Raw genomic sequence first — 24,576 nt, 5'->3', positions numbered from 1 at the left:
CCTTAATTTAATCACGAAGAGGGAAAAACTGCGCTGCGGCCTCAAGCGAATGCAGCAGCGTGGTGTCCTGTGGATCGCCAACCCAAACGGCGACGGCGCTGTAATTGTCCTGGCTGACGGCGGATTGCAGATCGTTTTTGCGGATGACTTCCTGCATCAGCGTCAGCCATTCGTCCGGCGTATTTACCATATGCAGCGACTCCTGCATATTTTCTTGTGATAGCCCGTGCCAGAAACCGTCGGTGCAGAGCAGAAAAGCGTCGCCGTCTTCAATCTCTACGACATCGCTATAGCTGGCGTCACGCTCTTCGTCGCCCATGCCAAGCGCAAAGTAAAGCAGGTTGCTGTTGATGCCTTCGGTCTGGTGTCCGGCGTCTTTCATTTGCTGCACCAGGCTGTGGTCGGTAGTGACGTGGTACAGATAGCCGCGACGAAACAGATACAGGCGGCTGTCGCCCGCGTGTGCCCAGTAGGCCAGGTCAAAATCCCTGTCGATAAACAGGCTGACCAGCGTGGTGCCCATGCGCTTGTAGTCGCTGACCGCCTTTTGCTGCTGGCGGATGGCGCGGTTAGCGTCATTGACGTACTGGCGAATGCTTTGCGCATCCAGATGCCGCTCGCCGTCAAAGCGCTGGAGAATGGTGTCGCGCGCCAGCTCTGCCGCGACGTCTCCGCCCGGCAGCCCCGCTACGCCGTCGCACACCACAAAACAGGCCGATCGTTCACCGATGTGCTCGCCGGTCTGATCCTGGTTGCTTTCGCGTGCGCCCTGATGCGACATAGAGGCAATGGTGATATTCATCATTCTTCCGATCTGATTTGAGAATCTTTGTACTGGTTCACTTCCATGTCGTAGGCGTGCAGGAAGGCTTCGCCAAATAAGGTGTGGAAGTCATCCTCGATTTCACCCGCCGTTTCGCCGTAGCGTTTAGTGAAGTGTTCCCACAGCGCGGCTTTGCGGCTGTTCGGTAAAGAAAGACGAGAGATAGCCCCTTCCTCACGCGCTTCGTCTTCCAGCTGCTGCGGGTTAAATGATTGCAGCATGGAGGCGATGATGGCGCGGATCCCGGCGATCATGCCCAGCTGGTGGGCCTGAAGGTCGACCAGCGCATCGCGGACCGACTGCTTCGGCGGCATAAAGCCCGGCATGCGGCTGCCGAACATCTGCATCAGCACTGATTTACCGGAAGGCAGCAGCTTGAACGGGTTATTGGCCTCGTCAAGGATCACCGTCATTTCTGCTTTTACGCCGCGCTTGAGGATGGAGCGTGACGACAGCAGCGCAACGGTACCCTGCGAGAACATGCTCAGCATCTGGCCCAGCTCCTGCATCGCCTCGCTGTCGAAACGCGGCGTTGGTTGCAGATCGTTAAGCCCCATACCGCCCATCAGCGCGTCCAGCAGCTCGCCGTCCAGGCGTTGACCGTTGCCTGCTGTGCTATTTTGCTGCGCGGCCGTATTAGCCACCGGATCGATACGCAGGCGGCCCTTTGGCGGCGGCGTATTGTTGCGTGCGACGGCCTGCGGCGTTGGCAGCGTGATGCCGCCGTAGTCCTGCTGCTGCTGCTGCGCGGCCGGTTGCTGTGCCGCCTCGTCAAACGGCACCGACTGACTACGATTAGCGCTTTCCTCTGACTGCATTGACTGATGGCGGCTGGTGCTTTCATCAAATAACGGTGACTTGCTGAGATCCGCGCTTTCATCGAACAGCGGCGATTTGCTGAGATCCGCACTTTCACCAAACAGCGACGATTTGCTGAGATCCGCATTTTCACCAAACAGCGACGTGCTGCCGAAGTCGGCATCATCCTGCGCGCTTTCTGCAAGCGGTGCACGATTGGCGTTTTCATTAAACAACGGTGACTTAAGATCTGCATTTTCAGCAAACAGCGGTGACTTGCTGAGATCCTCGCTTTCACCAAACAGCGGTGACTTATTAAGATCCTCGCTGTCACCAAACAGCGGTGACTTATTAAGATCCTCGTTGTTACCAAACAGCGGTGACCTGTTGAGATCGGTACTTTCATTAGACAGCGGCGACCTGTTAAGACTGGCGCTGTTATCCTGACGCGGGCTTTGTGGCGCGGCGGCTTTCGGTTTTTCGCTATCCAGCGCTTTTGGCGTTGGCGGCACAAAGGCAGGCTGCGGCTCGTCCAGCGGCGTTAACGGTACGGCGTTGCCCATCATCAGCCCCAGCGGATCGTTACCTCCCGCTGGTGTGCTGTTGCCCTGGCCAAACAGCGCCATTGGGTCCAGGCTCTGCTTTTTATCCTGCGGCTGGCTTAGCGTGCCCGGCGTGCTGTCGTCGAATATGCTTTTTTGATCGAACAGCGATTCGCTGCTGAACAGGGAATCCGGCGTACGATCCCGACGATCCAGGTTTAGCGGATCCTGCTTTGCTGCCAGCTGCGCCAGCGGATCGACCGGATTACGATCTTCCGCTTTTTCCGTTAACGGATTAGCGCCCGCTGGCGTTGGCTTGCCGCGGCTGGAAAGACTGTCGGTAATCGAAAATTCTTGCGCAAGGCTGTCCCAGATTTCAGTAGGAATGGCGGCTGGCGCATTTTCTGGCTTCGGTGTCGCGACAACGGGACGCGCCACCGGAGCAGGCCTGGCCGCAGGTTGCGCCGAGTGCAGCTCGGTAACCTGCAAACGATAATCATCAATACTGAGGATATCGCCATCCTGCAAATCAACCTGGCGACCGCGCTCCAGCGGAATATCGTTCAGGTGCACCAGCGTGACGTTGCCGCGATTGGTAATGCGGCACTCGCCGTCGGCGGTAATATGCACAATCGCCTGCAAACGAGAGATAGTACGGTCATCGTCCGGCAGCACCAGATTATTATCGGTGCCACGACCGATGGTGCCGCCTGGCGGCAGAAAGTCGCAGCTGCTCTGCGGCGGCAGCTGACCGGGTTTGGTCGCTATTATCGTAAATCGCATCACGTTTTCCTGCGTTGAATGTCGGGCCGCACCGGGAAAGGTTCACCGGCGGGAGTTGAAACTAAAATTTGGCTTATTGTGCCGACACAAAGAACCTGGTCAGGTGCATGACCCAATGATATTTGTGCCAGTTCGCGTTGCGTTGTGCTTGTTTACTGTGCTTCAGTTTTGCCAGGGTCTGTTAAAACAAAACCGTCAGTGAAACGTACCTTCTACGCTGTCGATAACCTGTTCACCTTTGGTAATATTCATCGTCCAGCGCTCAAAATCGTTGGTAATAAATGTGTATGTGTAATCGGCATTCTCAAAGGCATAGCCGCGAAAATTGCAAACGTCCGGGCAGTTAATATTGATGGTTTTACCGTGTAACAGAATACTTTTACCGCTGCGTTTACTTTTGGAATCCAGTGTTACGTCATCGCAACCAACGTTACCTTCTTCACACCAGCTGGTAATCCTGGCCGTATATTTTTGGCTATCGAAGGTCGCCGTGTTCTCAGGATGCCCGGCATAAAAGCGGCGGATTTTCGCTATGCTATCCATTGATGCATCATTCACTCTTTGCGACAGCGCGTTATCCACGACCAGAGAGCGGGACTGCGGATCGTATGCCAGCACCACAGCGACCAGCGAGGTTTCAACCAGCGTGGTGGCGGTATAAATCACCGCAATTTTCACTTCGTTATCGCCAGGCGAAGAGATGACACCAACGCCTTTTACGTCTTCACAGGCTTCGCCGTTAAAGCGTTCAAAACCAATGGTCGGCAGCAGATTCGCCAGGCTTTCGCCATCGCGCGACCAGCCAATAAAGCAGGCGTTCATATCGGCCCGCAGCAGACCTTTGCCCGGCACCATTACGCCCAGCAGATGACCGTTATCCCGTACGGCAAAGGTCTGCTGGCCGAACGGCTCTGCGCCAGCGATATCCAGCGACAGCGCTTTTTCCGCCAGCGCTGGAGTAAAAGTATCGGCATCCGCTGCCACCAGATGCGGGCTGGCTGCGGCGACGTTAGTAAATAAAGCGAGAGAAAGTAAAACGCGTTTCATGCTGGGTTCCGGTGGAGATGAAAATTAAATTAACCGTAAGGCATTTCTTTAAATTGCTGGATGCGCTGTTTATCAAGGCGCTCAACACAATTGCTTATTATGCCTTGATAAACACTGCTGGTTTCCTCAGCGAGGCTGGCCTCCATTTTGCACTGGCCATCACGATATTTAAGCCAGCTGCGCTGCGTATCGAGTAGATTTTTCAGCAAAGCTTGTTGACTATCTTCATGATATTTATATTCATCAGCGATACGCTTTTTGGCCGCTACGTACTCTTTATTTAGCACAATTTCCGTAGCATCTTTATTAGCAACAAAACAAGCATCAACAGCTTGACTCATAATTTCTTTCGAGCAATCTTGTTCTGCATGTACGAAGGGAACGGCTATTAGCCATATCAGTGTAAAAACTATTTTTTTCATTTCAGGCTCTCTATTATCCTGCCGGTAACAGTGGAGTAAAAGTACCGTCAACCTGGGTATCTTTATCGCTAAGCATCTGCTTTGTTTTTTGATTGACGTATACACTAAAAAGACGATGTTCAATGGCAGGATCGCCCGGACAGCCATCACTGTGTTTTTCTACTATCTCGACCAAATCAACACCAGGCTCGTCATTTTTCGTCAGCAGATAATCAACACAGCCCGGATCGGTTACCAGCTGGCGAGCCTTAACAATGTTTTCTACCTGTAGCAGCGAGCCATCTTCCGAAGGCTGCTGCTTTTCTGTTTGTGGCTGTACGCTATGTTCTGCTGGCTGCGCTACCACTACTTCTGGCTTCACGTTGTTTGTTGCAGGTTGCTGTACCGCTTCTGGTTCTGGCTTCTCGTTGTTTACAGGCTGCTGTACCGCTTCTGGCTTCGCGCTGTTTGCAGGCTGCTGTACCACTTCTGGCTTCGCGTTGTTTGCAGGCTGCTGTACCACTTCTGGCTTTATGCTGTTTATTACAGGCTGTGGTTTCTCAGTTTCTGATTGCGCGTTACTGCTTCCAGGCTGCTGCTTGTCTGTCTCTGATAGCGCTTTATTTTCCGGTAGCTGCTGCTCGCGCTGGTACAGTCGCCTGAGGCTACCAAGCGAGGTTGCACCCTGTGAACCAACTTTTCCGGTCAACGCCTGATCCAGACTTAGCGTTTGTTTTTCTTTATCTACAGAGAAAATTATCGACTCTGTAGCCAAAGCATTGGGAGACTGCGCTAAATAAATAACCCCGACTTTAATCTGCGGCTCTTCATCTTTTGATAAAATGCCTACTGCGATGGTCTTATTACAGACTTCCGCTTCCCAATCATCTTTTCCTATCGTTGGCACCAGCAGATCAACTTTTCCGGCTTGCGTCGCCCAGCTCACAAAACAGATATTAGTCTCTTTATCACTGAAGCCTTGCCCGGTAATAAAATCACCCAGCTTTTTATTATCTGAGGTAAGCGAAAAACTTTGCTTGTCCAGAGGAGCAGCGTTCTCAATAGCGAGCTTCTCTCCCTCTTCATAAACAGATTTTTCATAAGAGGTAACGCTGGTTGCGCTTAGCGTCACGCTGGCGCTGGCAAAAAAAGGAATGTATAAAAAAAGAGAGAGAAGCAGACGGCTCATTTATTTTTCACTGGTGTTTAGTTATTGTGATTTGTGCTCTGATATTCTTTGCGCATAGCGGCGATATTTTTAAAATCAACATTTTGAAAACGCTCAGTGGTTTTTTTATCGTAATAAATCTCATTATTATTTTTCAGACCTAAAACCACATAATCCTCCGTATATCGAACACGTGCATATATGCGGTAAAAAATGGCAATTTTAACTTCTTTATCACCAGGATTAGATATTGTACCTACAGATTCTACTTTGTCACAATCAACGAGTTCCCAGTCGTCAGCCCCGATCGTCTGCATAAAAAATGCAGTTGGGTTCTGTTCCGTTGACCAGTTAATAAAACAAATCCTATGAACGTCTCCGACCCAGCCTTTTCCTTGAACCAGCGAACCCATTTTTTGTCCATTGACGATAATGTCGAATGTTTGCCTGGTATCAATAGTAACGTTAGATAAGCCTACCTTTTCAGCCTTTCCAATAATAGCTGTATGATCAAACACTGATTCAGGTTTTCTAAATATTACTCCAGCCATAGCACAGGCACTATTTATTATTAAAGCCAGAGCTAAAATCAACTTTATAAATTTCATAAAAGATATTACACATGAAATATCTGGTTTACTTGCGCACAAGCGGCCCCAAAAATAAATTTCGACATATTGATTGATTAGCTTAGCCAAAACCTTATTTAATATTGGTTTTTAACAGCGAATACTTGATGTATTCGCCACCAAGATTAATAAGGTATTTTTTTTAGATTTTCAGAACGCTCATTATCGAGAGTTGCTATACATTCGTTAGTTGCAACAATGTTAGCGGAAGAGCCGTCTTCAGCAGCGAAGGCTTCCAGTTTACATTGAGCATCTCTGTACTTTAACCAGCCACGCTGAGCATCCAGTAAAATATTGAAGTATTCTTTTCCAAGGTCTGTATGTGACCTGTAAGCATGCTCAATAGTCTTTTTTGCTTCAGAAAACTGCTTATTTAGCGAGTCTTCTGCTTTGTCCTTTTTCTGAACAGAACACTTTATAACATCCCCTTCAGCTTGTGGTGCATCACATATATCGCTAGCGAAAACTGAAGTAGAAAAAGGAATCAAAAAAGCGACAACAATAAAACCTATAAATTTATTCATAATTATCCTTATGGACGATGTTTTCGAAGATAGGGTACCCGACGTCTGCCAGGCTCAAAAGAATTCATAACTGGATTAGTTAAAATATAATTGATAAGAGTATCAAAATTATTAGTCATGCCCGCGATCATAGGATTGGGGCCTTTGGTAAATCCCTGATAAACGAAATCTACCATAATATCTCTTATCGCTGGATTAAGCTGATTCCATGCAACTCTACCAGGCTCATCCATTGTATAACCATTATAGTTTACCTCAGCCGATTTAACATATTGAGGATAAATAAGATTAAATAATTTTATTTGCATTTGATGACTAATAGTACCAATAACTTCACGGTACTGATGAACAAAATCACGAGCTTGAACACCTTTTTTTCCGTGACCAGAAGCAATTTGCCTTGCCTGATTCTCAGGAATGCCGGCTCGTGAGAGGTCAAAGAAAGCAGCGCCTTCCGAGCGCCCACCTATATCGTATCCTCTGCCAATAGTAACGCCAGATCCTGCTTTCCCTGGCCATTGAATCCACCGACTAAAATTATGATTCCCAGGAATATCGTTCCCTTCCGCATCAAAAGTCACCTGGCCATTAGGTACTTGTAAGGGACCAGCAACAGGATGATCATCGATAAATTTTGGCGGTTGTAGCTGTTTCCCAGGTATAGGGGCCGAATATTTTTTTGAAACAAGGTTATTAAAGGTTAGACCATGAACATTAATGATACCATCAGCTTTCCTCATAAAACGCATCTGATATTTATTAATTGAATTTAGCGTCTCAGGCCCCATCCTTCCATCATTTTTAAGTCGTGGAAAACCATTTTTTTGTAGTAGCTCTTGTATTAACTTAACGTCAGCAGGTCTGTTTACTCCGCCCAATCCGACACTACCTGTTATACTCATCAACCATCCCTTCTTATTTTTTTATTATTTTATGCATTACTAATTACTTAAAATGAAGGATTTTATCAAAGCAATCTCCCCGAAGGGAGATTGCTTCAATAACATTAAGCTTCTTTATTCTCTTTGATATTCCAGCCAGAGCTGCTTTCTGCGCCTTTACCGCCGGAAGAGCTCTGCTCCCAGTACTGCTGCTTCACTTTAGAAGCCTGGAAGGAGTAGCTCATGCCAACGGTGTCGCCGTTGTCTGCGCCAACGTACTGCACGTTAGTCACCAGCACGTCTTCCAGCGTAATGCGGGAATATTCAACCTGAGTACCGCCTGCTTTGCAGATAGAAAGCTCAACTTTGGTGATGTGCTTACCGCTGGCGCAGTTTTTCAGCAGTGCAGTAGTAGACTTATCGATCAGCGCGTTAACGTGCAGATCGTTGAAGTTTACTTTACCTGCACCGCCGCCGCCGCCAACAGACATGTTGCCAGGCTGAGAAGCGCCCCAGGAGAAAGAAGTGATATCGGTCCAGCCGGTGTGGTTAGAATCTTTAGATTCACCGGTGACGCCGTCAACCTTCATAAACATATCAATAGCCATTATTTTCTACTCTTTATTGATTTAACATTTTGCTTTTAATAAAGCAGCGACAGGACAAAAGGAGTTTACGATAACTCCTTCCTCCCCTTTTCCGAAGATGTTCTAAAACATCCTCCAGAAATTGACACCTGAAAAAATTACGGTTTATAGAATAGGTTATAATACCGATATGAAATCATAATAAACACAAAAGAGCACGGTTAACCCCGTAGACATTCGCATTATAAATCGCTTATAGTATGAAGATATTTACATATTAAAACGGAGTGTGCATTGCAATGAGAAATTTACTTATAAATTTATTCACTATTATATTAATGATAGTTTCTGCATTTTCTATTTATGATATCTTCACTTCTTTATACTTTGTTTTTACCTACGAGAAATTTGATGTACGCTCGTCCGGAATATTATTTGGTAAAGCATTATTTTTAGTTATTTGCATTTTAATATATGTATTTATTAAAAAGCTAAAAGTCAAAAATAATTAATCCTTCTTATTCTTTCTGCAAACCAATACACTATTACCGACACAGCCAGAACAATAATTACAATGGCTGTGTGGAATATCTTCCCTGCGAACGATATGTGCCAGTCAAAAAGAAAAATATAGTAAATAGCCAGGGAAGACACGATAAAAAAAGAGATCAATGACAATATAATTCTAACCAAGGTTAAAACGGTTTTCTTAAGCATTTCTTACACCGTCGATAAAATATTCAAACACATCATCTGCTAATGGAGAATTATTTTCCTGGAGAGTAATGGCGATTAAGTAGGGTTCTACATAGTCCTTAACAATAAAATAGAGCAAGTCATAATCACCATTAGCACGTAGCATGGTGTAAATAGCAGGATTTTCTCTTTGTAGGTCTCGGGCGGTATAGATAGACCTCGAAACGGAAGCACCGATGGATATGATCCCCGTCATTCCTGTAGTAAACAAAAACTTAGGAATAACCCGGCTAAAGAAAATAGATACTATTTCATTTACAAAGAAAAGCTTAAAAGTTAATTCACCTACTTTTCCCGCACCTATTTTAATTAACAGGCGCTTACATTGATTTTCGCTAAGGTTTTTTACGTATTGCTCTACTACTATTTTTATGATTTTCTTTAAATCTTCACTGGTAGCGCCTTTTTTTAATAGCGTGATCAATCTAATCCTGTCAGTTTCATTATCCCATCGGTGATCGCTATCAAGAAAGTCTTTGGTTAATGCATATAAATCACCAGGTATACTGGCAAACCCCTTATATGCACTTACCATAAACAACTCAACACCTGATTGTTTTTTAGGATTGAATAAACTTAACATACCATTAGCAATACTCTGCGGTGAGTTCATTTTTCTTGCATACCCTTTATCTTTAATAGTCTTAGTAAATATTCCAGCCTTATATTAAGGGCGAGAAACTCGCCCTTTTAATCAGCCGTTAAGCATCGTCACTCTTCAGTGAAGGCAGCTTAGAAACCAGGCGCAGCGAAACGGTCAGGCCTTCCAGCTGGTAGTGCGGACGCAGGAAGAATTTCGCGGCGTAGTAGCCTGGATTATCTTCCAGCTCTTCCACCAGCACTTCGGCAGCGGCCAGCGGCTTGCGGGATTTGGTTTCCTGCGAGGAGTTGGCCGGATCGCCATCCACGTAGTTCATCACCCAGTCGTTTAGCCAGCGCTCCATCTCTTCACGCTCGCGGAAGGAACCGATCTTGTCGCGCACGATGCACTTCAGATAATGCGCAAAGCGGCAGCACGCAAACAGGTAGGGCAAACGCGCGGCCAGACGGGCGTTAGCGGTTGCATCCGGATCGTGATATTCGGTCGGCTTTTGCAGCGACTGCGCGCCAATAAACGCGGCGAAGTCGGAGTTTTTACGGTGTACCAGCGGCATAAAGCCGTTTTTCGCCAGCTCGGCTTCACGACGATCGCTGATGGCGATTTCGGTCGGGCATTTCATATCCACGCCGCCGTCGTCGCTTGGGAACGTGTGGCAAGGCAGATTTTCCACCGCGCCACCGGACTCCACGCCGCGAATCGACGTACACCAGCCAAACTCTTTGAACGAGCGGTTGATATTGGCGGCCATCGCGTAAGCGGCGTTCGCCCAGGTGTAGTTGTTGTGGTTCGCGCCTTCGGTTTCTTCTTCAAAGTCGAAGCTGTCGACCGGATTGCTGCGAATGCCGTAAGGCAGACGCGACAGGAAGCGCGGCATCACCAGGCCCAGGTAGCGAGCGTCTTCCGACTCACGCAGGCTGCGCCATGCGGCATATTCGCTGTTCTGGAAAATTTTGGTCAGGTCGCGCGGGTTCGCCAGCTCCTGCCAGGATTCCATCTGCATCACTTCCGGCGCGGTGCCGGTGATGAACGGGCAGTGAGAAGCCGCGCCGATACGCGCCATCTCGCTCAGCAGCTCCACGTCCTGCGGGCTGTGATCGAAGTAGTAATCGCCCACCAGGCAGCCAAACGGCTCGCCGCCAAACTGGCCATACTCTTCTTCATAGATCTTTTTAAAGATAGGGCTCTGATCCCAGCCCACGCCTTTAAAGCGCTTCAGGGTGCGGCCCAGCTCTTTTTTAGAGATGCTCATAAAGCGAATTTTCAGCATCTCGTCGGTTTCGGTGTTATTCACCAGATGATTCAGGCCGCGCCATGCGCCTTCCAGCTGCTGGAAGTCTTCGTGATGAATAATCTGATTGACCTGTTTTGACAGCTTTTCGTCAATTTCGGCAATCAGTGCCTGAATGGTGCGATAGGCATCGTCAGAAGCGGTAACGGTGTTTTCCAGCGCCTGCTGTGCCAGCGTTTTTACCGCACTTTCCACCGCCGTCCGCGCCGAGTCGGTCTTGGGACGAAACTCTTTGTTCAGCAGCGAGCTGAACTCGTCCTGACTCCAGGGCTGCTGGCCCTGCTGTTCAAGCTGGGTTGGATTCATTACGCATCCCCCTCTTTGGCCGCGTCATCAGCCTGCTTTGGCAGATGGCTTAACGACTTCAGCAGCGTTGGATCCTGCAGGATTTTGGCAATCAGCTCTTCCGCGCCGTTTTTGCCATCCATATAGGTCAGCAGGTTAGAAAGCTGAGTACGCGCGTCCAGCAGTTTGTTCAGCGGCTCGACGTTGCGCGCCACGGCGTCCGGCGAGAAGTCTTCCATGCTGTTAAAGGTCAGATCGATATTCAGGTTGCCTTCGCCGGTCAGGGTGTTCTGCGCCTGGAAAGCCACGCGAGGCTTCAGCGCCTTCATGCGTTCATCGAAGTTGTCGATATCGATTTCCAGAAACTTGCGCTCGTCAACGGGAGGCAGGTTGTCGACCGGCTTGCCGACCAGATCGGCCATCACGCCCATCACAAAAGGCAGTTCGATTTTGCGTTCTGCGCCGTAAATCTCCACGTCGTACTCGATCTGTACGCGCGGCGCGCGGTTACGGGCGATGAATTTCTGCCCGCTGGATTGACTAGCCATAATATTCTCCATTGGTATGCGCGTTGGGGAGTTGTTTTAGTCGCGACGGCCGAAAATGTTTTCCAGCTGGTGTACGCCGTCCGGCGCGAGGTCGCGGATAATGCTCATAAAATCCATTTCGATCATGCGCTGCACGCGATCGATCATCAGCGGTGCCGGATGACTCGGTTCGTGCTGCACAAAATACTGTTTTACTTTTTCCAGCATCAGCTGAGCGTCAGCACGGGATTCCGGCTGTACGCTGCGCCAGTCGGTATGCGCTGCTTTCACTGGCTGCTGCTGAACGGGCGCGCCTTCAGCTTCTTCCTGCGCGGCTGGCATCAGGGTGGCGAGGTCGGTCATTTCACAGGCCTGGGCCACGGTATTGACCATTTTCAGCAGCTGTTCCATTTCCGGGACGCCGCTTTCGCCCAAATGCTCGCTCAGCGTTTCACGAATAGTTTGTAAACGCTCACTTATGCTGAGAATAGCGGCAATTCCCGGTTGTTCTCCACGAGCCAGCTCATCCATTAGCCGTGCGCGGCCGCCCGGGAACTCTTCACATTCGCTTTTGCTGCCGTCGAGCAGCGCACAGGCGTCGCGTAGCGAAAGCTGGTCAGAAGCGTTACGCAGCAGCGGAGACTGGCGCAAAGCCAATGTCAGCGCTGACTTATCACTTAAAGCCGCCAGCGCGTTGATGCGGTAAAACGGGTCATAGTCGCCGTCTTCGGTCAGCACCGGCCACAGCGGTTCCCAGTACAGCAGCAGCGACTGCTTAATCAGCTGCAAACCATCGGCGTAGCCGTTTAATCCGCGCAGCTGCGTCCAGGCCTGGGTCAGCGCCAGCATCACGCGCAGATCTTTAGTGCGCGTCAGCAGCCCGCTGGCCAGTTTCTCGACCTTGTTCCAGTCCGCCGGTTCGGCAGGAATGATGGTGTCGCCAAACTGCTGCTCCGCTTTGCCCGCGCTGGCCTGCTCCATCGCCATATAGTCAGCGTCATATTCAAGGTTTTCCCCGCACGGCTGGTCGTTGCCAATCGGGGCGAGTAGCGCGTCAAGATTCATATGGATTCCTTATTCAAACATCGGCGGATAAAGCCCGTGGCGTCCCGGCTTCGCGCCAGCGGCGGGATCGAACAGCATGCTAAACAGCTGTCCGGTGAAGTTGCCGCTGTGAACGTGGGTATAAAGCGGATTGCCGTCGACCTGGTTAGTCCACCAGAAGCTGGTGTAGTGCTGCGGGTCGAAGCAGTCTGAAACGCGACGCCAGCTCAGCGTGCTCGGCCTGTCCTGATAGCCAATTACGTCCAGAATTTCCGACTGCCTTTGCGGCACCGGGGCCAAAGGCAGCGACAGCAGCGCCTGATCCAGCTGCGCGGCGGGCCAGCTTTCGCGCACGGCATTCAGCAGGGTTCGCCCCAGCTGCTGATACCACTCGCCCGCCATCGCCAGCTGCTGCTGCGCCCACTGCGAGGGCGAAAAGGTCATTAGCGCGCACAGGGGATAAAGCCGACCAACGTTGTCGCGGGACGGGAGCAAACAGCCCATCTGGATTTGCTGGCTACCCAACATTGGCGGCACCACAAAATTCCACACCGGCGCGCTGGCAAATTGCCTGTCGTCCTGTCTGTCGCTCTCCTGACGGTGCAGCAGCCCGACCTGAAACCAGCTCGTCCACTGTTGCAGCAGCGCCTCCGGAAAGCGGCGTTTTAAAAAGTCACCGCCGCTCGGCAGTTTTCCATACCAGCAAGGTGCGGACATCGGGTTATCTCTGTTCATGGGCAGGCAAAACCGGGCAGCTGGAACGGGTTACGAATGCTGTTCGGCGTGAATTCCAGCGTGACGTGGTGGCCGCTGACGTTAAACGAAGCCTGACGGCTCAGGCCGCTGCTACCGGCGGAAAGCTGCGCGCGGTCAAAGAAGCGGTTCAGCGCCCAGGCACCGTTGGTCACCAGCGTCGCCGTGGTGCCGTTGGCCAGGCCAAGCTGTAAACGAACCTGGCTGCTGCCGCCAGGGCCGGGCCAGCTCATCAGCTGTACCGCCTGCGGGCCGTGGCTGTACTGCAACAGCTGGCCATCCACATCCAGCGTCATGGTTAAAATATCGTTGTCCATCTGGCCGGTACGCACCGTTACGCGATAAGAAGGCGTGGTAGCACCGTTAGCAAAGAAGGCGTCACGGATGCTCTGCGCCTGCTGGAAGGGCCGCAGAACGCTTTCGCCACCCGGCAGCGTTTTGCCGTCAATGCCCGGCATAAAGCGCCAGTTAGCCTGGGTGGTATCAACTTTGTTCGCCAGGTTGTCACGGAAGAAGCTGTCCATCAGGCCACTGCCCGGCGCAAACATGCGTGCCAGATCGTCCGGGGTCACTTCCGCACGGGCGGAATGTGTCAGCGGATAGCGTCCGGCAATAGCCTGACGGCAGAAGCTGCCAACTTCCACATTGATACGCTTGCGAATGTTGTCCATATCGCGCAAGCGCGTATCGCTGCTGGCGCCCACGGCCATACTGGTAAACATGTTCTGTAACGAACCGGGCAAACGTCCTGCGCTGGCCTGTAAGCGAGCAATCGCTTCGCCCGCTGGCGGCGGCATACCGCTGTTGGCTGCGTCCTGTACGGCAGTCAGATAGCGATAGAGATCGTCGATCTGATGCAGGAAGTCGTCAAAGGCAATGGTCTTGCCGTCTTTCTCCAGCGGCTGCGCCAGCTCGGTAATCGGTGCGAAGTGAGCGGTCACTGACTGTTCTGGCGTCTGCGGCTGTTCGGCGGCGGTCGCGACCTTACGCGAATGGAAGAGTGCTTCCAGCGTGCTGCTGCTGCTCTCTTTATCCGCCTCGCCTTGCTTCTGCGCTTCCGGCGCGGCCTTATCCAGCACCAGATAGTGGCTAAGGTTTATCACCAGCTTGCGCAGCGGCGAGTTATTGCTGGAAAGCAAACGCGCCGTGTTGATACGCTGCGAGAGATCCGCGCTGTTGTTCAGCTGGATATCCTGTAGCAGACCATCCCACTGGCGCATGTAATCGCTCATATAGAGCTGGCGCACGGCGTAATCGGTCTGCTGCGGCGTTTCGCCCTGCACCGTTCCGCCCAGCACCCACTGGTCGTCGTCGTGCAGCGATTTGGTCACTTCCGCAATGTTTTTATCGAAGCTGTTCCAGTAGCCTTCCGGCGTAAACAGGCCCGGAATGCCTTCGCCAATCGACTTACCGCTTTTGCGTGAAAACACCAGTTCGCTCTGCGGGCCGCCCAGCGAGGCCAGCGAAACCGGCTTCAGGCTCTCATCGTTTTCCAGCAGGCGCTTGAGTCGACCATAGACACGCTGGGAACGCGGCATCTGGTTAATCAACGCCTGCTCGCGCTTTACCAGCGCGTCATCCTTCGCATAAGGCGAAGCCTGAATCTGCGTTTCCAGCAGCTGCGCCAGGTGCCAGTCGAGCTGTTTGGTTTGCGCCTGCGTCACGTTCTGCGGCTGGTTGCGCCTGATATTCAGCATTACCCAGGCATGCAGGAATTTGCCGTCATAGTGCTTCGGCTGATAGAGCATCTGGTAAGCCTTCAGCGCTTCGTAGCTGTAGTCCGCGTCGCTGCCGTTGTCATTGCGCAGCCAGGTCGTTATCAGCTGCGCTACCTGCGGCATCAGCAGCTGCTTCAGCGATTTCTGGTAGAGCGACTGCGTGGCGTCGCTGACCTCTTCGCCGCGATACAGCCCCATCCGGCGCGTTACCGGCGGATTATTCAGATCGAAATCTTTGCTGTCCGGCAGATGCAGCACGCCGTTCAGATACGGCAGCAGCGAATAGAGATCGGCGGCCTGCAACTCTTTGCTCAGCGCCGTGACTTCCGGCACTTTGGCCTGGACTTCCGCCAGATAAGCTTTGTTGTTGCGATAGCTGGTGCTCCACAGCAGCGTGGCGATGACCAACGCGCTCGCCAGCAGAATATAGCCAGACCACAGCACCGCGCGGTTACGCAGTTCCCACCAGCGGTTACTGCCCGCCAGGCCAGCTTCCTGGAAGATGACGTTTTGCAGCAAATCCTTCAGGAAGAAGCTTTGTCCTTTATTACCGGGGATAGGCGCGGCTTTATCTACTTTGTCCCAGGCTCCGCTGCTGCCGCCTTCGCTTTCCGGCAGCTGTAGCGTGCGGCTCAGCTCCCCCATTACGCGGTCAAACGGCAAACCTTCCTGCGTGCCGCTGGCAAAATAGATGCCGCGCGGCGAAAACTCGGTTTCAAAGTTAGAGCGGCTAAATACCGTTTCCAGGTAATCTTTAAGCAGAGGGCGTAACGCCGCGAACTCCTGCGGGAACAGATAGCTTTCCGCACGAGTTTTGGCGTCGCTTTCCTGCATCAGCGTGTCCGGCAAACCGGCATCCAGACGCTGTTGCAGCAGCGCGTATTCCTGAGTAAAGGCGCTGAGCAGATCGAAGTCAGCCTGCTTTGCGCGCTCCCACGGAAACGTAAAGCCCCAGACCTGATCGCGCTGCGCTTTGTCAAACTTGCTGAAATAGGCGCGAAAGCCTTGCAGCAGGTCGGTTTTGGTTACCAGCACGTAAACCGGGAAGCGAATGCCAAGCTGTTCGTGCAGCTCCATCAGACGCTGGCGCAGGGAAAGCGCCTGCTGGCGAGAAGCCTCTGCCGACTGGGTCATCAAATCGGAGACGCTGACGGTGATAATGACGCCGTTAACCGGCTGGCGGCCACGGTATTTCCGCAGCAGCTCAATGAATTTACGCCACTCACCGGCGTCCTGCTGCTGTTCGCTTTCCTGCGTGGTGTAGCGGCCAGCCGTATCCAGCAGCACCGCTTCGTTGGTAAACCACCAGTCGCAGTTGCGCGTGCCGCCAATGCCGCGCAGCGCCGCCTTACCGAAACGATCGGCCAGCGGAAATTGCAGTCCGGAATTGACCAGCGCCGTGGTTTTGCCCGCGCCCGGCGCGCCGATAATCATGTACCAGGGAAGCTGATACAGATACTGACGGCTGAAGCGCTGCGTCCAGCGACGGTTGCCCGCGCGGCTGAAGTGCGCTTTTTTCAACAGCTCGGCGGCCTCGGTGAAACGTTCCGCCAGCACGCGATCTTCGCTGGTCAGGCGCTTAACGTTCACATCGTTCTCGTCCGGCGCGGCGTTCAGGCTGCCCATCAGCTTGCGGTTGAGCCAGGCGTTATACAGGCGCGGCACGACGTTGCTCAGGCCCCAGGCGATATAGAGCAGCGCGATACTGATCTGGCGATTGACTTCGGGTTCCAGCGGCCGGGAATCGACAATAGAGAACACCGGGCCAATCACCCAGATAATGAATGACAGCGCGGTGATGCCGATAAAGCCCCACATCAGCCGGTTGGTCATAATGGCGAACAGAATATTCATCATCCGTTAATTTCCTTGCTGCGACGTCAGTTCCGCGCGGGTGTTATCGGGAGAAACCAGCAGCGTGATATCGACGCGGCGGTTGCGCGCGCGGTTGGCGGCAGTCGTATTAGGCACCAGCGGATTGCTTTCACCCCGCCCTTCCGCCTTCACGCGTGCAGGCTGGCTTAGCGTCTGCTGCAGGCGTTCCTGCACCGATTTCGCCCTGGCCAGCGACAGCTCATAGTTAGAAGCGAAGCGAGCGCTGCGGATCGGCACGTTGTCGCTGTAACCAATCACCAGGATGCGGCCGCTGACGTTGTTCATCGCCTGCGCAATGCGGTCTAACACTTCTTCATAGCGTCCACGCACGGCGGTAGAACCCGATGTAAACAGGCCATCGCCTTTCAGCGTCACCACGCTTTGATCCGCTTCGTCTTTCACCGAGACCAGCCCTTCGTCGATTTCCGGCTTAAGGAAAGCCTGCAGGTTTAGCGCGGGTGGCGCAGGCGGCGCGGGATTATGAATGGTTACTTCAGGCAGCGGCGTTTGATAGACCGCCGCCAGAACCGGACTGGTGGCGTCGCCGAGCCGCCAGTTCAGCAGGATATAGAGCAGACAGGCCAGGAAACCGACCAGCGCGGTGCAGGCCCACAGCGGCACCACCGGACGCCATAGCTTGCGCGTCACCGGATGATCTTCAGGATGCACAGAAAGCGGCGGCGCGTAGCCGCCGCGCACCGAGCGGATCATTTGCAGCAGACGGCTTTTAATCGTCTCCAGCTGCGAACGCCCGTTGTCCAGCACGCGATAACGCCCTTCGAAGCCCAGCTGCAGGCAGTAGTTCAGCAGTTCCAGCAGGACTATCTGCTCGCGCGGATTCTGCGACAGCTTGGCCAGCAGCTGGAAAAACTTTTCGCCGCCCCAGGTTTCGTTATGAAAGGTGACCAGCAGCCCCTGGCCTGGCCAGACGCCACGGCTGCCCCACGGCGTCAGCGCCGCCGCTTCGTCAATAGCGGTACAGAGGCAGTAGCGTGCGCCAATAATCACTTCATAAGGCAGTCCGGCGCGCTGGCAGCTCATTTCAAACTGGCGCATTTCGTCGATCAAACGCTGGCGCAGTCCGGCAGGATCGGCATGGGTAACCGAATGGCGGATCTGCGGAATAGCGTTCAGCAAAGGGTTAGCGGCCGCAACCAGCGGATTCAGGCTGCTGGCACCCTGTACGGTGGCCTGTCGTTGCTCCATGTTTGTTGCTCCTGACGTCAGGCTGAATGACTACGAATGGCCCAAAACTCCATGGCAAGTCCCGGAAAATCCCCGGCGAGATGGAGTGCGAAGGTGCCGGATTTTTCCATTTCCTGCCAAAGCTCGCTGCCCTTATCCAGCTCGAAATAGCTGTAGCCGGCGTGCCACGGGATCTGCGGCGGCGCAACCGACATTGCGCGCAGGATCATGCCCGGCAGCTGCAGCTGAACCAGATCGCGGATTTTAGTCACCGGCGCGACCTTCATCTGCGCCGGGAAATGGGTCAGCAGCGTATCGGCCGGCACGTTGGCCCGTACCGCCAGCACAAAGCCAAACTCGCGTACCATCGACGTTTCGGGCACGGTAGCCACATTCAGGCCGTGTGAGCGTTCGGTCAGCGGTAGCTGGATGGCATTCTCTTCCAGCACCTGCGATAAGCCCTGGCGCAGCATCAGCATCAGCTTGCCGAAGCACCATGCCAGGTCGTCGTGGTCATAAACCGGCAGCGACGCATCAGGAAAACGCTGCGGCGTATAGGTTGCCAGCTCGCAGGCAAACGCCAGCCAGTTGGCGAACAGCTGTTCAGGATGCAGCAGCGGCAAATTTCTCAAATGGCTGACGTGGCCCAGATGGTGGTTAACCAGCGCCAGCAGCATAAAGTCGAGCATATCGGCGGTGTTGAAGCGGCCCGGCTGCTGCAGGCGCTGGCCAATCTGCTGGCTGCGCTGTTGCAGCAGGCCCGGCATATCGTTGAGATAATCGTAAAGCTGCGGGCTGGCGGCGCAGTTCAGCATTGGCGGAATGTAGCTGTTGTCCAGGCGTACCTGGCCGCTGCGTTTCTCTACCACCTTCACTACGGCCATCGCCGTCCATTCGGCGGACAGCTCGCTTTCCAGCATCAGCCGCAGGCGTAACTTGCCAAACTGCACGGCAGCCGGACTGACCGAGAGCGCGTTACAGTCGTCCACTTCCTGCTCGAAAGTCACATAGCGAGCCAGCGAGTCGGCGGTCTCAGCAAAGATAACCTCTTCACGACCGTTGCGGCGCGCGGGCAGTGCCAGCACCACCTTTTCTTTGCCCTGATTCTCAGGAATAACCAGCGGCGGCGGGCCATCACGTCCGTTACGAAAAGAGAAAAAGGTGCCGTCAGGCAGCAGCCCGCTGGCCGAGCTCAGCGCAATTTTTCCCTGGCGTAACATGGCCTCGTCAATTTCGCAGTCCAGAAAGCCCCACAGATAAGGCCGCTGAGCCTGTATCTGGTTATTCAGCAGACTTTGCTGATAGCTTTCCGCCTGTTGAAAATGGTGTGGCCGCAGGAACATGCCTTCGGTCCAGACCACTTTTTCTGCTTTGTTCATAAAGGGTTCCGTTTGGGCATCAGTGAACGGCGATCAGGCCGCTGTCGTTAGCGATAAGGCTGGCGCGCAGCTCGTTATCCGTCTGCTGCCAGACCGATTGCTTTTCCGCGCCCACGGGCAGCGGCAGCGCAAGACGCCATTTTTTGCCGTCGAGCGTCTGATATTCCGCCAGCACGCCGACATAGCGAGCCTCGGCAGGAAGAGGGCCTTGCAGGGTTTTATTGCCTTTTCCAGGCATCAGGAAGAGTTGTTCGCTGTTCAGCAACGCCCCGCCTAACAGGGCAGAGGTTTTGTTTTGCAACGAATAAAAATCAGCAGACATGAAATCGGCATCCGATCTCAGCAGCAACACGCGAACCTTAAGCGGCGCGCCGTTGTTAACCTGCGGAGAGTTCTGGAAGACCAGGCTGTAATGAGTGGGTACGCTGTGCGAAGTGCAGCCTGTCAGCACGCTAAATGCCATCAGGAAAAACGCCTGAAAGCTCAGGCGTAAAAAGTTTCTGTTCATAATTACTGGCCGTCGGCCCGTTTATTAATCGATAACCCAGGTTCCGCTGTTGCTGTTCTGGCAAGCTTTGCTGTCGCCATCTACCGCCACGCAGGTTTTTTTCGCCGGTGCGCGAGCGCGCTTGCGGCGTGAATCTGCCTTAACGGTTTTGTCGTACAGGTCGCTTTTGACGACCGCGCGCAGCGGCACGTAGCCAATCAGCTGCTCTTCACCCTGTTCAGCAATGGCAAACCAGTTGTTTTCCACCGCGCCTAAAACGGTATAAGGCTTGCCGTTTTCCAGATGGCTGACCAGCTTGCCGCCAAAATCAGGGCGCGTCATGACCGAAGCGGCATACAGCGCGCGGTACTCTTCACCCATCGGCGTAAAGGAAGTTGGCGGCTGTACCGCATGGCGGTAGGTCAGCTTTACGCCGTCTACGGTGCTGGAAACGATAGTGTCGTCCGTTACTGGCGGCGGTGGCGCTTTACATCCCGCTACCGTCAGAACAAAAAGCAGACTTAATGCGATTTGAATTTTCACCCGGGTCCTCATGAAGTGTTGGTTGAAAAAGGCGTATACAGACATGCGTGTCGGCCCGATGGTTACCGCGCCGAATAAAAAAGGGTCTGGTTAGCGCTGGTTGCGCCAGGGTAATAAAGAGTCGTTGGGTCCAGCGCGTTACGGCTTTCATTAACAAAACCGTAAGTTGGCGTTAACCCGCACAAAATGGGCGGGCTAACGATTAGCGGATTAACTATCAAGCAAGGTGATGGATTTTTCCGCTATCACATAAACAAATTGCGTCACGTAGGCACGCCTTCAGGCATTTTTTCTACCTTCGGGTTTTGAAATCGAGTAGGTGTGACACACTTTTTTTCAGACTTTCTTTATTGATTATTTGCAGATATTTCATAGTAGCAATGCGCGTAAGCTGAGAAAAACGTTCATCTTTACGCCACACCGAGCGCCACCATAGCTACCGCACGAGCCAGCACTGAAGCAGGCTGCCCGTAAGAATGTAAGCATTCGAGAGAAAATTTGCGGCAAGTTTACAGAGTCCTTCCAATTATTCAACGCTTGCCACAAACGCGCAAAAACGTTAGCGATTCTAATGTTAAAAAATAAAGTAAATTCTGTCTGAATGGCGGGCTTTTTCCAGGAATTTTCCCTGTCTGGTGACGAACCGTTAACCTTAATAGCAAGATAAGCTACTAAAATTAATTTTTTTAATAACTAAATATTATAAATGCGCAGGCGGGGCTGGCACTAGACTTTGGTATAGTCGCGCGAAGTAATTTTGAGGGAAAAATAAAAAGGATAATGTATCGCTGTTTGCCAAACTGGCCGCATAACAGCGATACCAATGCCATACATTTGATTTTAGAGAGGGATAAAAACCAAAAAAGGCAAACTTAAGCGTTAAGAATATCTTGCAGTTCAGAGAGCGTAGCGACCTGCCAGTCGGGCTTAATGCCCTCAGGTAGAGGACGGTTATCCGCATTTAGCCAGCAGGTTGCCAGTCCGGCACGTATGCCGCCGAGGATATCGGAATCGGGATTGTCACCCACCATCATCACCCGCTCACGGGGCGGCTGGCCCATCTTTTCCAGCGCGTAGTCAAAAATGGCCGGATGCGGCTTGGCGTGACCGACCTGTTCCGAAATCACCAGCAGATCGAAATAGTCCAGGAAGCCGGTACGCTCCAGGCGAACCTGCTGTAACGCCGTAAAGCCGTTGGTAATAATCCCCATCTTTACTTTGCCTTTCAGACTGTTAAGCAGATTGACCGCGCCGGTCAGCGGCAGGCAAAGCTCGCCCATCGCGCTTAAAAAGCCGTTATTCAAATCAAGCGGGGTGACGTTTAGCTTGTCTGCCCAGCCTTGAAAACGCTGGTGCTGAAGCTGTAAGGCGGTGATCGCCCCGTTCTGATACTCTACCCACAACGGCTTATTAACAGACTGATATTCCTGATAATCATCCGGCGAGAATACCACGTCGTACTGCTGAAAAAGACGCTGTAAACCGGCGAACGCATCAAAGTGAAACAGCGTGTCGTCGGCGTCAAATAAAATCCAGTCCCATTCTTTAAGCATGCCTGGCCCTTAAATTGTTAGCGCCATAATGATGGCGTCTTCTTTCCCCTCGGCGGTGGGATAGTAGTTGCGGCGAACCGAAACCTCGTTGAAATCCAGCTGCTGATAAAGCGCGATGGCAGCATGGTTCGAGGCGCGAACTTCCAGCCACAGCGTCAGCACGCCGCGCTGTTCAAGCTCGGAAATCAGATGTTGCAGCAGCGTGCGGCCAAGGCCCCGACGCTGATATGCCGGATCGACGGCCAGGTTAAACAGCGTGGCTTCATCCAGCACAACCTGGGTGATGGCGAACGCCGCCATTTCCGTGCCGACATCCAGCCGATAGTTCAGATACCGTTCGCCCTGATTGCTGGCAAAGGTTTTTTCACTCCAGGGAAAAGCGTGGCTGCGCTGTTCAATGGCAAACGCACGGTCAAGATCTTGCGCCGTCAGTAAAGAAATCGGATTCATAGTGGGAGATCTGCTGCCATAGCGCCCGTTTGGCGTCGGCATTGTGATAAAGCTCCGCCAGTACGGGCGAAGCGAGTTGAGAACCGTTAACCGCTACCGGCACGTTTAGCCCCAGGCACCAGCTGATACAGCGGGTTTCATCGGGCAACATCGCCAGCTGGTCGGGCGTCAGCGCCATCACTTCGTGCTCGCGCACCAGCATGGCGGCAAGCACGTCGCGGATTAACGGATCGCTTAATGGCGGCGGCACCTCAGCCACAATCAGCAGTCGCGTCTGCTCCGGCAATGAGATGGATACCTCGCCGTGCAGCGCGCGCGGACGCCGCAGCGTATATTGCGTAATCCCCATCTGCTGTAATAACCAGTCACGTCTGGAAGACATCATTTTTCCCGTCTGGTCGCCCAATTGCGACGCTATGCTAGCAAACCCATCGAATCTGCGCCAACAAACCACTATAATCGCCGCTCTGATTTGTAAGGAGCCACCGATGTCCGCATTTACCCCGGCCAGTGAAGTGATACTGCGCCACAGTGATGAATTTACTCAACGCCGCGTGCTGTTTGCTGGCGATCTGCAGGATGACCTGCCCGCCCAACTGGAAACCGCGCTGAGCCGGGTACATACCCAGCAATATCATCACTGGCAGATCCTCAGCCGTACGATGGGTGAACATGCCTGCTATGGCCTGGTGGCGACGCCGGAAATGGTCGCCGACTGCGACACGCTGGTCTATTTCTGGCCAAAGAATAAGCCGGAAGCGCTGTTCCAGCTGGAAAACCTGCTTTCTTTACTGCCCGTGGGCAGCGAACTGTTTATCGTTGGCGAGAACCGCAGCGGCGTGCGTAGCGCAGAACAGATTGTAGAAGGCTGGGCGAAGCTGAATAAAATCGACAGCGCGCGCCGCTGCGGACTTTACCATGGTCGTCTGGACGAGCAGCCGACATTCGATGCTAAAGCATACTGGAATGAGTATGAGCTGGGCGATCTGACGATCAAAACGCTGCCTGGCGTCTTCAGCCGTGACGGTCTGGATGCGGGCAGTAACCTGCTGCTTTCTACGCTGACGCCGCATATGAGAGGCAAAGTGCTGGACGTAGGCTGCGGCACGGGCGTGCTTTCCGCCATGCTGGCGAGTTTCTCGCCGAAAGTACGATTGACGCTGACCGACGTAGGCGCGGCGGCGGTGGAAGCCAGTAAGGCTACCCTGGCCGCTAACGATTTGCAGGGCGATGTTTTTGCCAGCAACGTTTATTCCGAGGTGCAGGGCCGTTTCGATCTGATTATCTCAAACCCGCCATTCCATGACGGTATGCAGACCAGCCTGGACGCGGCGCAAACGCTGATCCGCGGCGCGGCGAAGCATCTGAATATGGGCGGCGAGCTGCGTATTGTTGCGAACGCCTTCCTGCCTTATGCCCAGGTGCTGGACGAAACCTTCGGCAGCCATGAAGTGCTGGCGCAGACGGGTCGCTTTAAGGTTTATCGCGCCGTCTGGTCGCGCGCGGCAAAAGCTCAGCGCTGATTCGCGGTTTTTTGCCTCACGCGGATGCCGGATTTGAAGCGAGGGGAACACGGGTCGATCGGAAAGCGTATCGCGGCAGGGACGCCGCGCTGCGAACTGCCAGGGATGGCGTCTTTTGTGTCTTTCCGAGCGGCCCGTGTTCCCTGAGCCTGACGCTGGCGCTGGCAAAAAACGTGGCCTTTGTGTGCGGAGTTCTACATGAAGAACGGGTGCGTTCGTAAAATGCCGCTTTTTGCAGCGATCGCCGCAGCAACGTTAAATAACTGTTGACGCGCCGGGGAAAATCTCTAGAATGCGCCTCCGTGGTTGCAATATAACGTTGTTATGTTGACGGTACGCGAAGGTGGCGGAATTGGTAGACGCGCTAGCTTCAGGTGTTAGTGTCCTTACGGACGTGAGGGTTCAAGTCCCTCTCTTCGCACCAAA

23 protein-coding genes and 1 tRNA gene are annotated in these 24,576 nt (G+C 53.0%); 2 read left to right on the top strand and 22 right to left on the bottom strand.

Features of this window, described 5'->3' with window-relative positions; all coding sequences use genetic code 11:
* Positions 1–7: 7 nt before the first annotated feature.
* From KUE00_RS16510 to KUE00_RS16405, 22 genes are all read right to left on the bottom strand, one after another.
* Positions 8–802 carry a PP2C family protein-serine/threonine phosphatase gene (locus tag KUE00_RS16510; RefSeq protein WP_246761032.1) on the bottom strand — a complete coding sequence of 265 codons (795 nt, stop codon included), beginning with the start codon at positions 800–802 and terminating at the stop codon, positions 8–10.
* Positions 802–2,946: a type VI secretion system-associated FHA domain protein TagH gene (gene tagH / locus KUE00_RS16505; protein ID WP_246761008.1), complete on the bottom strand. Its 2,145-nt coding sequence runs from the start codon at positions 2,944–2,946 to the stop codon at positions 802–804. The genes KUE00_RS16510 and tagH overlap by 1 nt, the downstream gene beginning before the upstream one ends.
* Positions 2,947–3,141: 195 nt before the next feature.
* Positions 3,142–3,993: a hypothetical protein gene (locus KUE00_RS16500; RefSeq protein ID WP_246761007.1), complete on the bottom strand. Its 852-nt coding sequence runs from the start codon at positions 3,991–3,993 to the stop codon at positions 3,142–3,144.
* A 29-nt stretch (positions 3,994–4,022) separates the two neighbouring features.
* Positions 4,023–4,415 carry a lysozyme inhibitor LprI family protein gene (locus KUE00_RS16495; RefSeq protein WP_246761006.1) on the bottom strand — a complete coding sequence of 131 codons (393 nt, stop codon included), beginning with the start codon at positions 4,413–4,415 and terminating at the stop codon, positions 4,023–4,025.
* Between the two features lie 13 nt (positions 4,416–4,428).
* Complete coding sequence (locus KUE00_RS16490) at positions 4,429–5,583, bottom strand: hypothetical protein (RefSeq protein ID WP_246761005.1); 1,155 nt, start codon at positions 5,581–5,583, stop codon at positions 4,429–4,431.
* A gap of 17 nt (positions 5,584–5,600) precedes the next feature.
* Complete coding sequence (locus KUE00_RS16485; RefSeq protein ID WP_246761004.1) at positions 5,601–6,260, bottom strand: hypothetical protein; 660 nt, start codon at positions 6,258–6,260, stop codon at positions 5,601–5,603.
* Between the two features lie 56 nt (positions 6,261–6,316).
* The gene (locus tag KUE00_RS16480) at positions 6,317–6,715 is read right to left on the bottom strand and encodes a lysozyme inhibitor LprI family protein (protein ID WP_246761002.1); all 399 of its coding nucleotides are present in this window, start codon (positions 6,713–6,715) and stop codon (positions 6,317–6,319) included.
* 8 nt (positions 6,716–6,723) lie between these two features.
* Complete coding sequence (locus tag KUE00_RS16475; protein ID WP_246761000.1) at positions 6,724–7,617, bottom strand: peptidoglycan-binding protein; 894 nt, start codon at positions 7,615–7,617, stop codon at positions 6,724–6,726.
* A gap of 104 nt (positions 7,618–7,721) precedes the next feature.
* Entirely contained in the window at positions 7,722–8,204 is a 483-nt protein-coding gene (locus KUE00_RS16470) for an Hcp family type VI secretion system effector (RefSeq protein ID WP_246760999.1), read from the bottom strand.
* A 688-nt stretch (positions 8,205–8,892) separates the two neighbouring features.
* Complete coding sequence (locus KUE00_RS16465) at positions 8,893–9,552, bottom strand: hypothetical protein (protein WP_246760997.1); 660 nt, start codon at positions 9,550–9,552, stop codon at positions 8,893–8,895.
* A gap of 88 nt (positions 9,553–9,640) precedes the next feature.
* Positions 9,641–11,134 (bottom strand): type VI secretion system contractile sheath large subunit, encoded by a 1,494-nt coding sequence (gene tssC / locus KUE00_RS16460; RefSeq protein WP_246760995.1) that lies wholly within the window; start codon positions 11,132–11,134, stop codon positions 9,641–9,643.
* Positions 11,134–11,661, bottom strand: a complete 528-nt coding sequence (gene tssB / locus KUE00_RS16455) for a type VI secretion system contractile sheath small subunit (RefSeq protein ID WP_246760993.1) — start codon at positions 11,659–11,661, stop codon at positions 11,134–11,136. The genes tssC and tssB overlap by 1 nt, the downstream gene beginning before the upstream one ends.
* Positions 11,662–11,697: 36 nt before the next feature.
* Positions 11,698–12,705 (bottom strand): type VI secretion system protein TssA, encoded by a 1,008-nt coding sequence (gene tssA, locus KUE00_RS16450; RefSeq protein ID WP_246760991.1) that lies wholly within the window; start codon positions 12,703–12,705, stop codon positions 11,698–11,700.
* A gap of 9 nt (positions 12,706–12,714) precedes the next feature.
* The gene (gene tagF / locus KUE00_RS16445) at positions 12,715–13,419 is read right to left on the bottom strand and encodes a type VI secretion system-associated protein TagF (protein WP_425523589.1); all 705 of its coding nucleotides are present in this window, start codon (positions 13,417–13,419) and stop codon (positions 12,715–12,717) included.
* The gene (gene tssM / locus KUE00_RS16440) at positions 13,416–17,012 is read right to left on the bottom strand and encodes a type VI secretion system membrane subunit TssM (protein WP_246760990.1); all 3,597 of its coding nucleotides are present in this window, start codon (positions 17,010–17,012) and stop codon (positions 13,416–13,418) included. The genes tagF and tssM overlap by 4 nt, the downstream gene beginning before the upstream one ends.
* 3 nt (positions 17,013–17,015) lie before the next feature.
* Complete coding sequence (locus KUE00_RS16435) at positions 17,016–18,236, bottom strand: DotU family type VI secretion system protein (RefSeq protein ID WP_246760988.1); 1,221 nt, start codon at positions 18,234–18,236, stop codon at positions 17,016–17,018.
* 17 nt (positions 18,237–18,253) lie between these two features.
* Positions 18,254–19,594 (bottom strand): type VI secretion system baseplate subunit TssK, encoded by a 1,341-nt coding sequence (tssK, locus tag KUE00_RS16430; protein WP_246760986.1) that lies wholly within the window; start codon positions 19,592–19,594, stop codon positions 18,254–18,256.
* A 19-nt stretch (positions 19,595–19,613) separates the two neighbouring features.
* Complete coding sequence (gene tssJ / locus KUE00_RS16425; RefSeq protein ID WP_246761028.1) at positions 19,614–20,105, bottom strand: type VI secretion system lipoprotein TssJ; 492 nt, start codon at positions 20,103–20,105, stop codon at positions 19,614–19,616.
* A gap of 21 nt (positions 20,106–20,126) precedes the next feature.
* Positions 20,127–20,636: an SH3 domain-containing protein gene (locus KUE00_RS16420; RefSeq protein ID WP_281434647.1), complete on the bottom strand. Its 510-nt coding sequence runs from the start codon at positions 20,634–20,636 to the stop codon at positions 20,127–20,129.
* 860 nt (positions 20,637–21,496) lie between these two features.
* Positions 21,497–22,177, bottom strand: a complete 681-nt coding sequence (gene yjjG / locus KUE00_RS16415; protein WP_246760983.1) for a pyrimidine 5'-nucleotidase — start codon at positions 22,175–22,177, stop codon at positions 21,497–21,499.
* Between the two features lie 9 nt (positions 22,178–22,186).
* A complete protein-coding gene (gene rimI / locus KUE00_RS16410; RefSeq protein WP_246760981.1) occupies positions 22,187–22,627 on the bottom strand; it encodes a ribosomal protein S18-alanine N-acetyltransferase in 441 nt (146 codons plus the stop codon).
* On the bottom strand, positions 22,590–23,009 hold the full coding sequence (locus KUE00_RS16405) for a DNA polymerase III subunit psi (RefSeq protein WP_246760979.1): 420 nt from the start codon (positions 23,007–23,009) through the stop codon (positions 22,590–22,592). Before KUE00_RS16405 ends, rimI begins: the two co-directional genes overlap by 38 nt.
* A 106-nt stretch (positions 23,010–23,115) precedes the next feature.
* Between KUE00_RS16405 and rsmC the strand changes: the two genes are divergently transcribed.
* Positions 23,116–24,150 (top strand): 16S rRNA (guanine(1207)-N(2))-methyltransferase RsmC, encoded by a 1,035-nt coding sequence (gene rsmC, locus KUE00_RS16400; RefSeq protein WP_246760978.1) that lies wholly within the window; start codon positions 23,116–23,118, stop codon positions 24,148–24,150.
* A 337-nt stretch (positions 24,151–24,487) separates the two neighbouring features.
* Positions 24,488–24,574: transfer RNA gene (locus tag KUE00_RS16395), tRNA-Leu, on the top strand.
* Positions 24,575–24,576 lie beyond the last annotated feature (2 nt).

It is taken from the genome of Erwinia phyllosphaerae (assembly GCF_019132875.1).
GTDB classification, from domain to species: Bacteria; Pseudomonadota; Gammaproteobacteria; order Enterobacterales; family Enterobacteriaceae; genus Erwinia; species Erwinia phyllosphaerae.
The sequence above is the reverse complement of the archived record's forward strand: the minus strand, read 5'-3'. Positions and strand labels throughout refer to the sequence as shown.

Excerpts from the sequence above, each read along its gene's own strand:
- KUE00_RS16510 (WP_246761032.1), bottom strand. The coding sequence starts at position 802 with ATGAATATCACCATTGCCTCTATGTCGCATCAGGGCGCACGCGAAAGC.
- tagH (WP_246761008.1), bottom strand. The coding sequence starts at position 2,946 with ATGCGATTTACGATAATAGCGACCAAACCCGGTCAGCTGCCGCCGCAG.
- KUE00_RS16500 (WP_246761007.1), bottom strand. The coding sequence starts at position 3,993 with ATGAAACGCGTTTTACTTTCTCTCGCTTTATTTACTAACGTCGCCGCA.
- KUE00_RS16495 (WP_246761006.1), bottom strand. The coding sequence starts at position 4,415 with ATGAAAAAAATAGTTTTTACACTGATATGGCTAATAGCCGTTCCCTTC.
- KUE00_RS16490 (WP_246761005.1), bottom strand. The coding sequence starts at position 5,583 with ATGAGCCGTCTGCTTCTCTCTCTTTTTTTATACATTCCTTTTTTTGCC.
- KUE00_RS16480 (WP_246761002.1), bottom strand. The coding sequence starts at position 6,715 with ATGAATAAATTTATAGGTTTTATTGTTGTCGCTTTTTTGATTCCTTTT.
- KUE00_RS16475 (WP_246761000.1), bottom strand. The coding sequence starts at position 7,617 with ATGAGTATAACAGGTAGTGTCGGATTGGGCGGAGTAAACAGACCTGCT.
- KUE00_RS16470 (WP_246760999.1), bottom strand. The coding sequence starts at position 8,204 with ATGGCTATTGATATGTTTATGAAGGTTGACGGCGTCACCGGTGAATCT.
- KUE00_RS16465 (WP_246760997.1), bottom strand. The coding sequence starts at position 9,552 with ATGAACTCACCGCAGAGTATTGCTAATGGTATGTTAAGTTTATTCAAT.
- tssC (WP_246760995.1), bottom strand. The coding sequence starts at position 11,134 with ATGAATCCAACCCAGCTTGAACAGCAGGGCCAGCAGCCCTGGAGTCAG.
- tssB (WP_246760993.1), bottom strand. The coding sequence starts at position 11,661 with ATGGCTAGTCAATCCAGCGGGCAGAAATTCATCGCCCGTAACCGCGCG.
- tssA (WP_246760991.1), bottom strand. The coding sequence starts at position 12,705 with ATGAATCTTGACGCGCTACTCGCCCCGATTGGCAACGACCAGCCGTGC.
- tagF (WP_425523589.1), bottom strand. The coding sequence starts at position 13,419 with ATGAACAGAGATAACCCGATGTCCGCACCTTGCTGGTATGGAAAACTG.
- tssM (WP_246760990.1), bottom strand. The coding sequence starts at position 17,012 with ATGATGAATATTCTGTTCGCCATTATGACCAACCGGCTGATGTGGGGC.
- KUE00_RS16435 (WP_246760988.1), bottom strand. The coding sequence starts at position 18,236 with ATGGAGCAACGACAGGCCACCGTACAGGGTGCCAGCAGCCTGAATCCG.
- tssK (WP_246760986.1), bottom strand. The coding sequence starts at position 19,594 with ATGAACAAAGCAGAAAAAGTGGTCTGGACCGAAGGCATGTTCCTGCGG.
- KUE00_RS16420 (WP_281434647.1), bottom strand. The coding sequence starts at position 20,636 with ATGAGGACCCGGGTGAAAATTCAAATCGCATTAAGTCTGCTTTTTGTT.
- yjjG (WP_246760983.1), bottom strand. The coding sequence starts at position 22,177 with ATGCTTAAAGAATGGGACTGGATTTTATTTGACGCCGACGACACGCTG.
- rimI (WP_246760981.1), bottom strand. The coding sequence starts at position 22,627 with ATGAATCCGATTTCTTTACTGACGGCGCAAGATCTTGACCGTGCGTTT.
- KUE00_RS16405 (WP_246760979.1), bottom strand. The coding sequence starts at position 23,009 with ATGTCTTCCAGACGTGACTGGTTATTACAGCAGATGGGGATTACGCAA.
- rsmC (WP_246760978.1), top strand. The coding sequence starts at position 23,116 with ATGTCCGCATTTACCCCGGCCAGTGAAGTGATACTGCGCCACAGTGAT.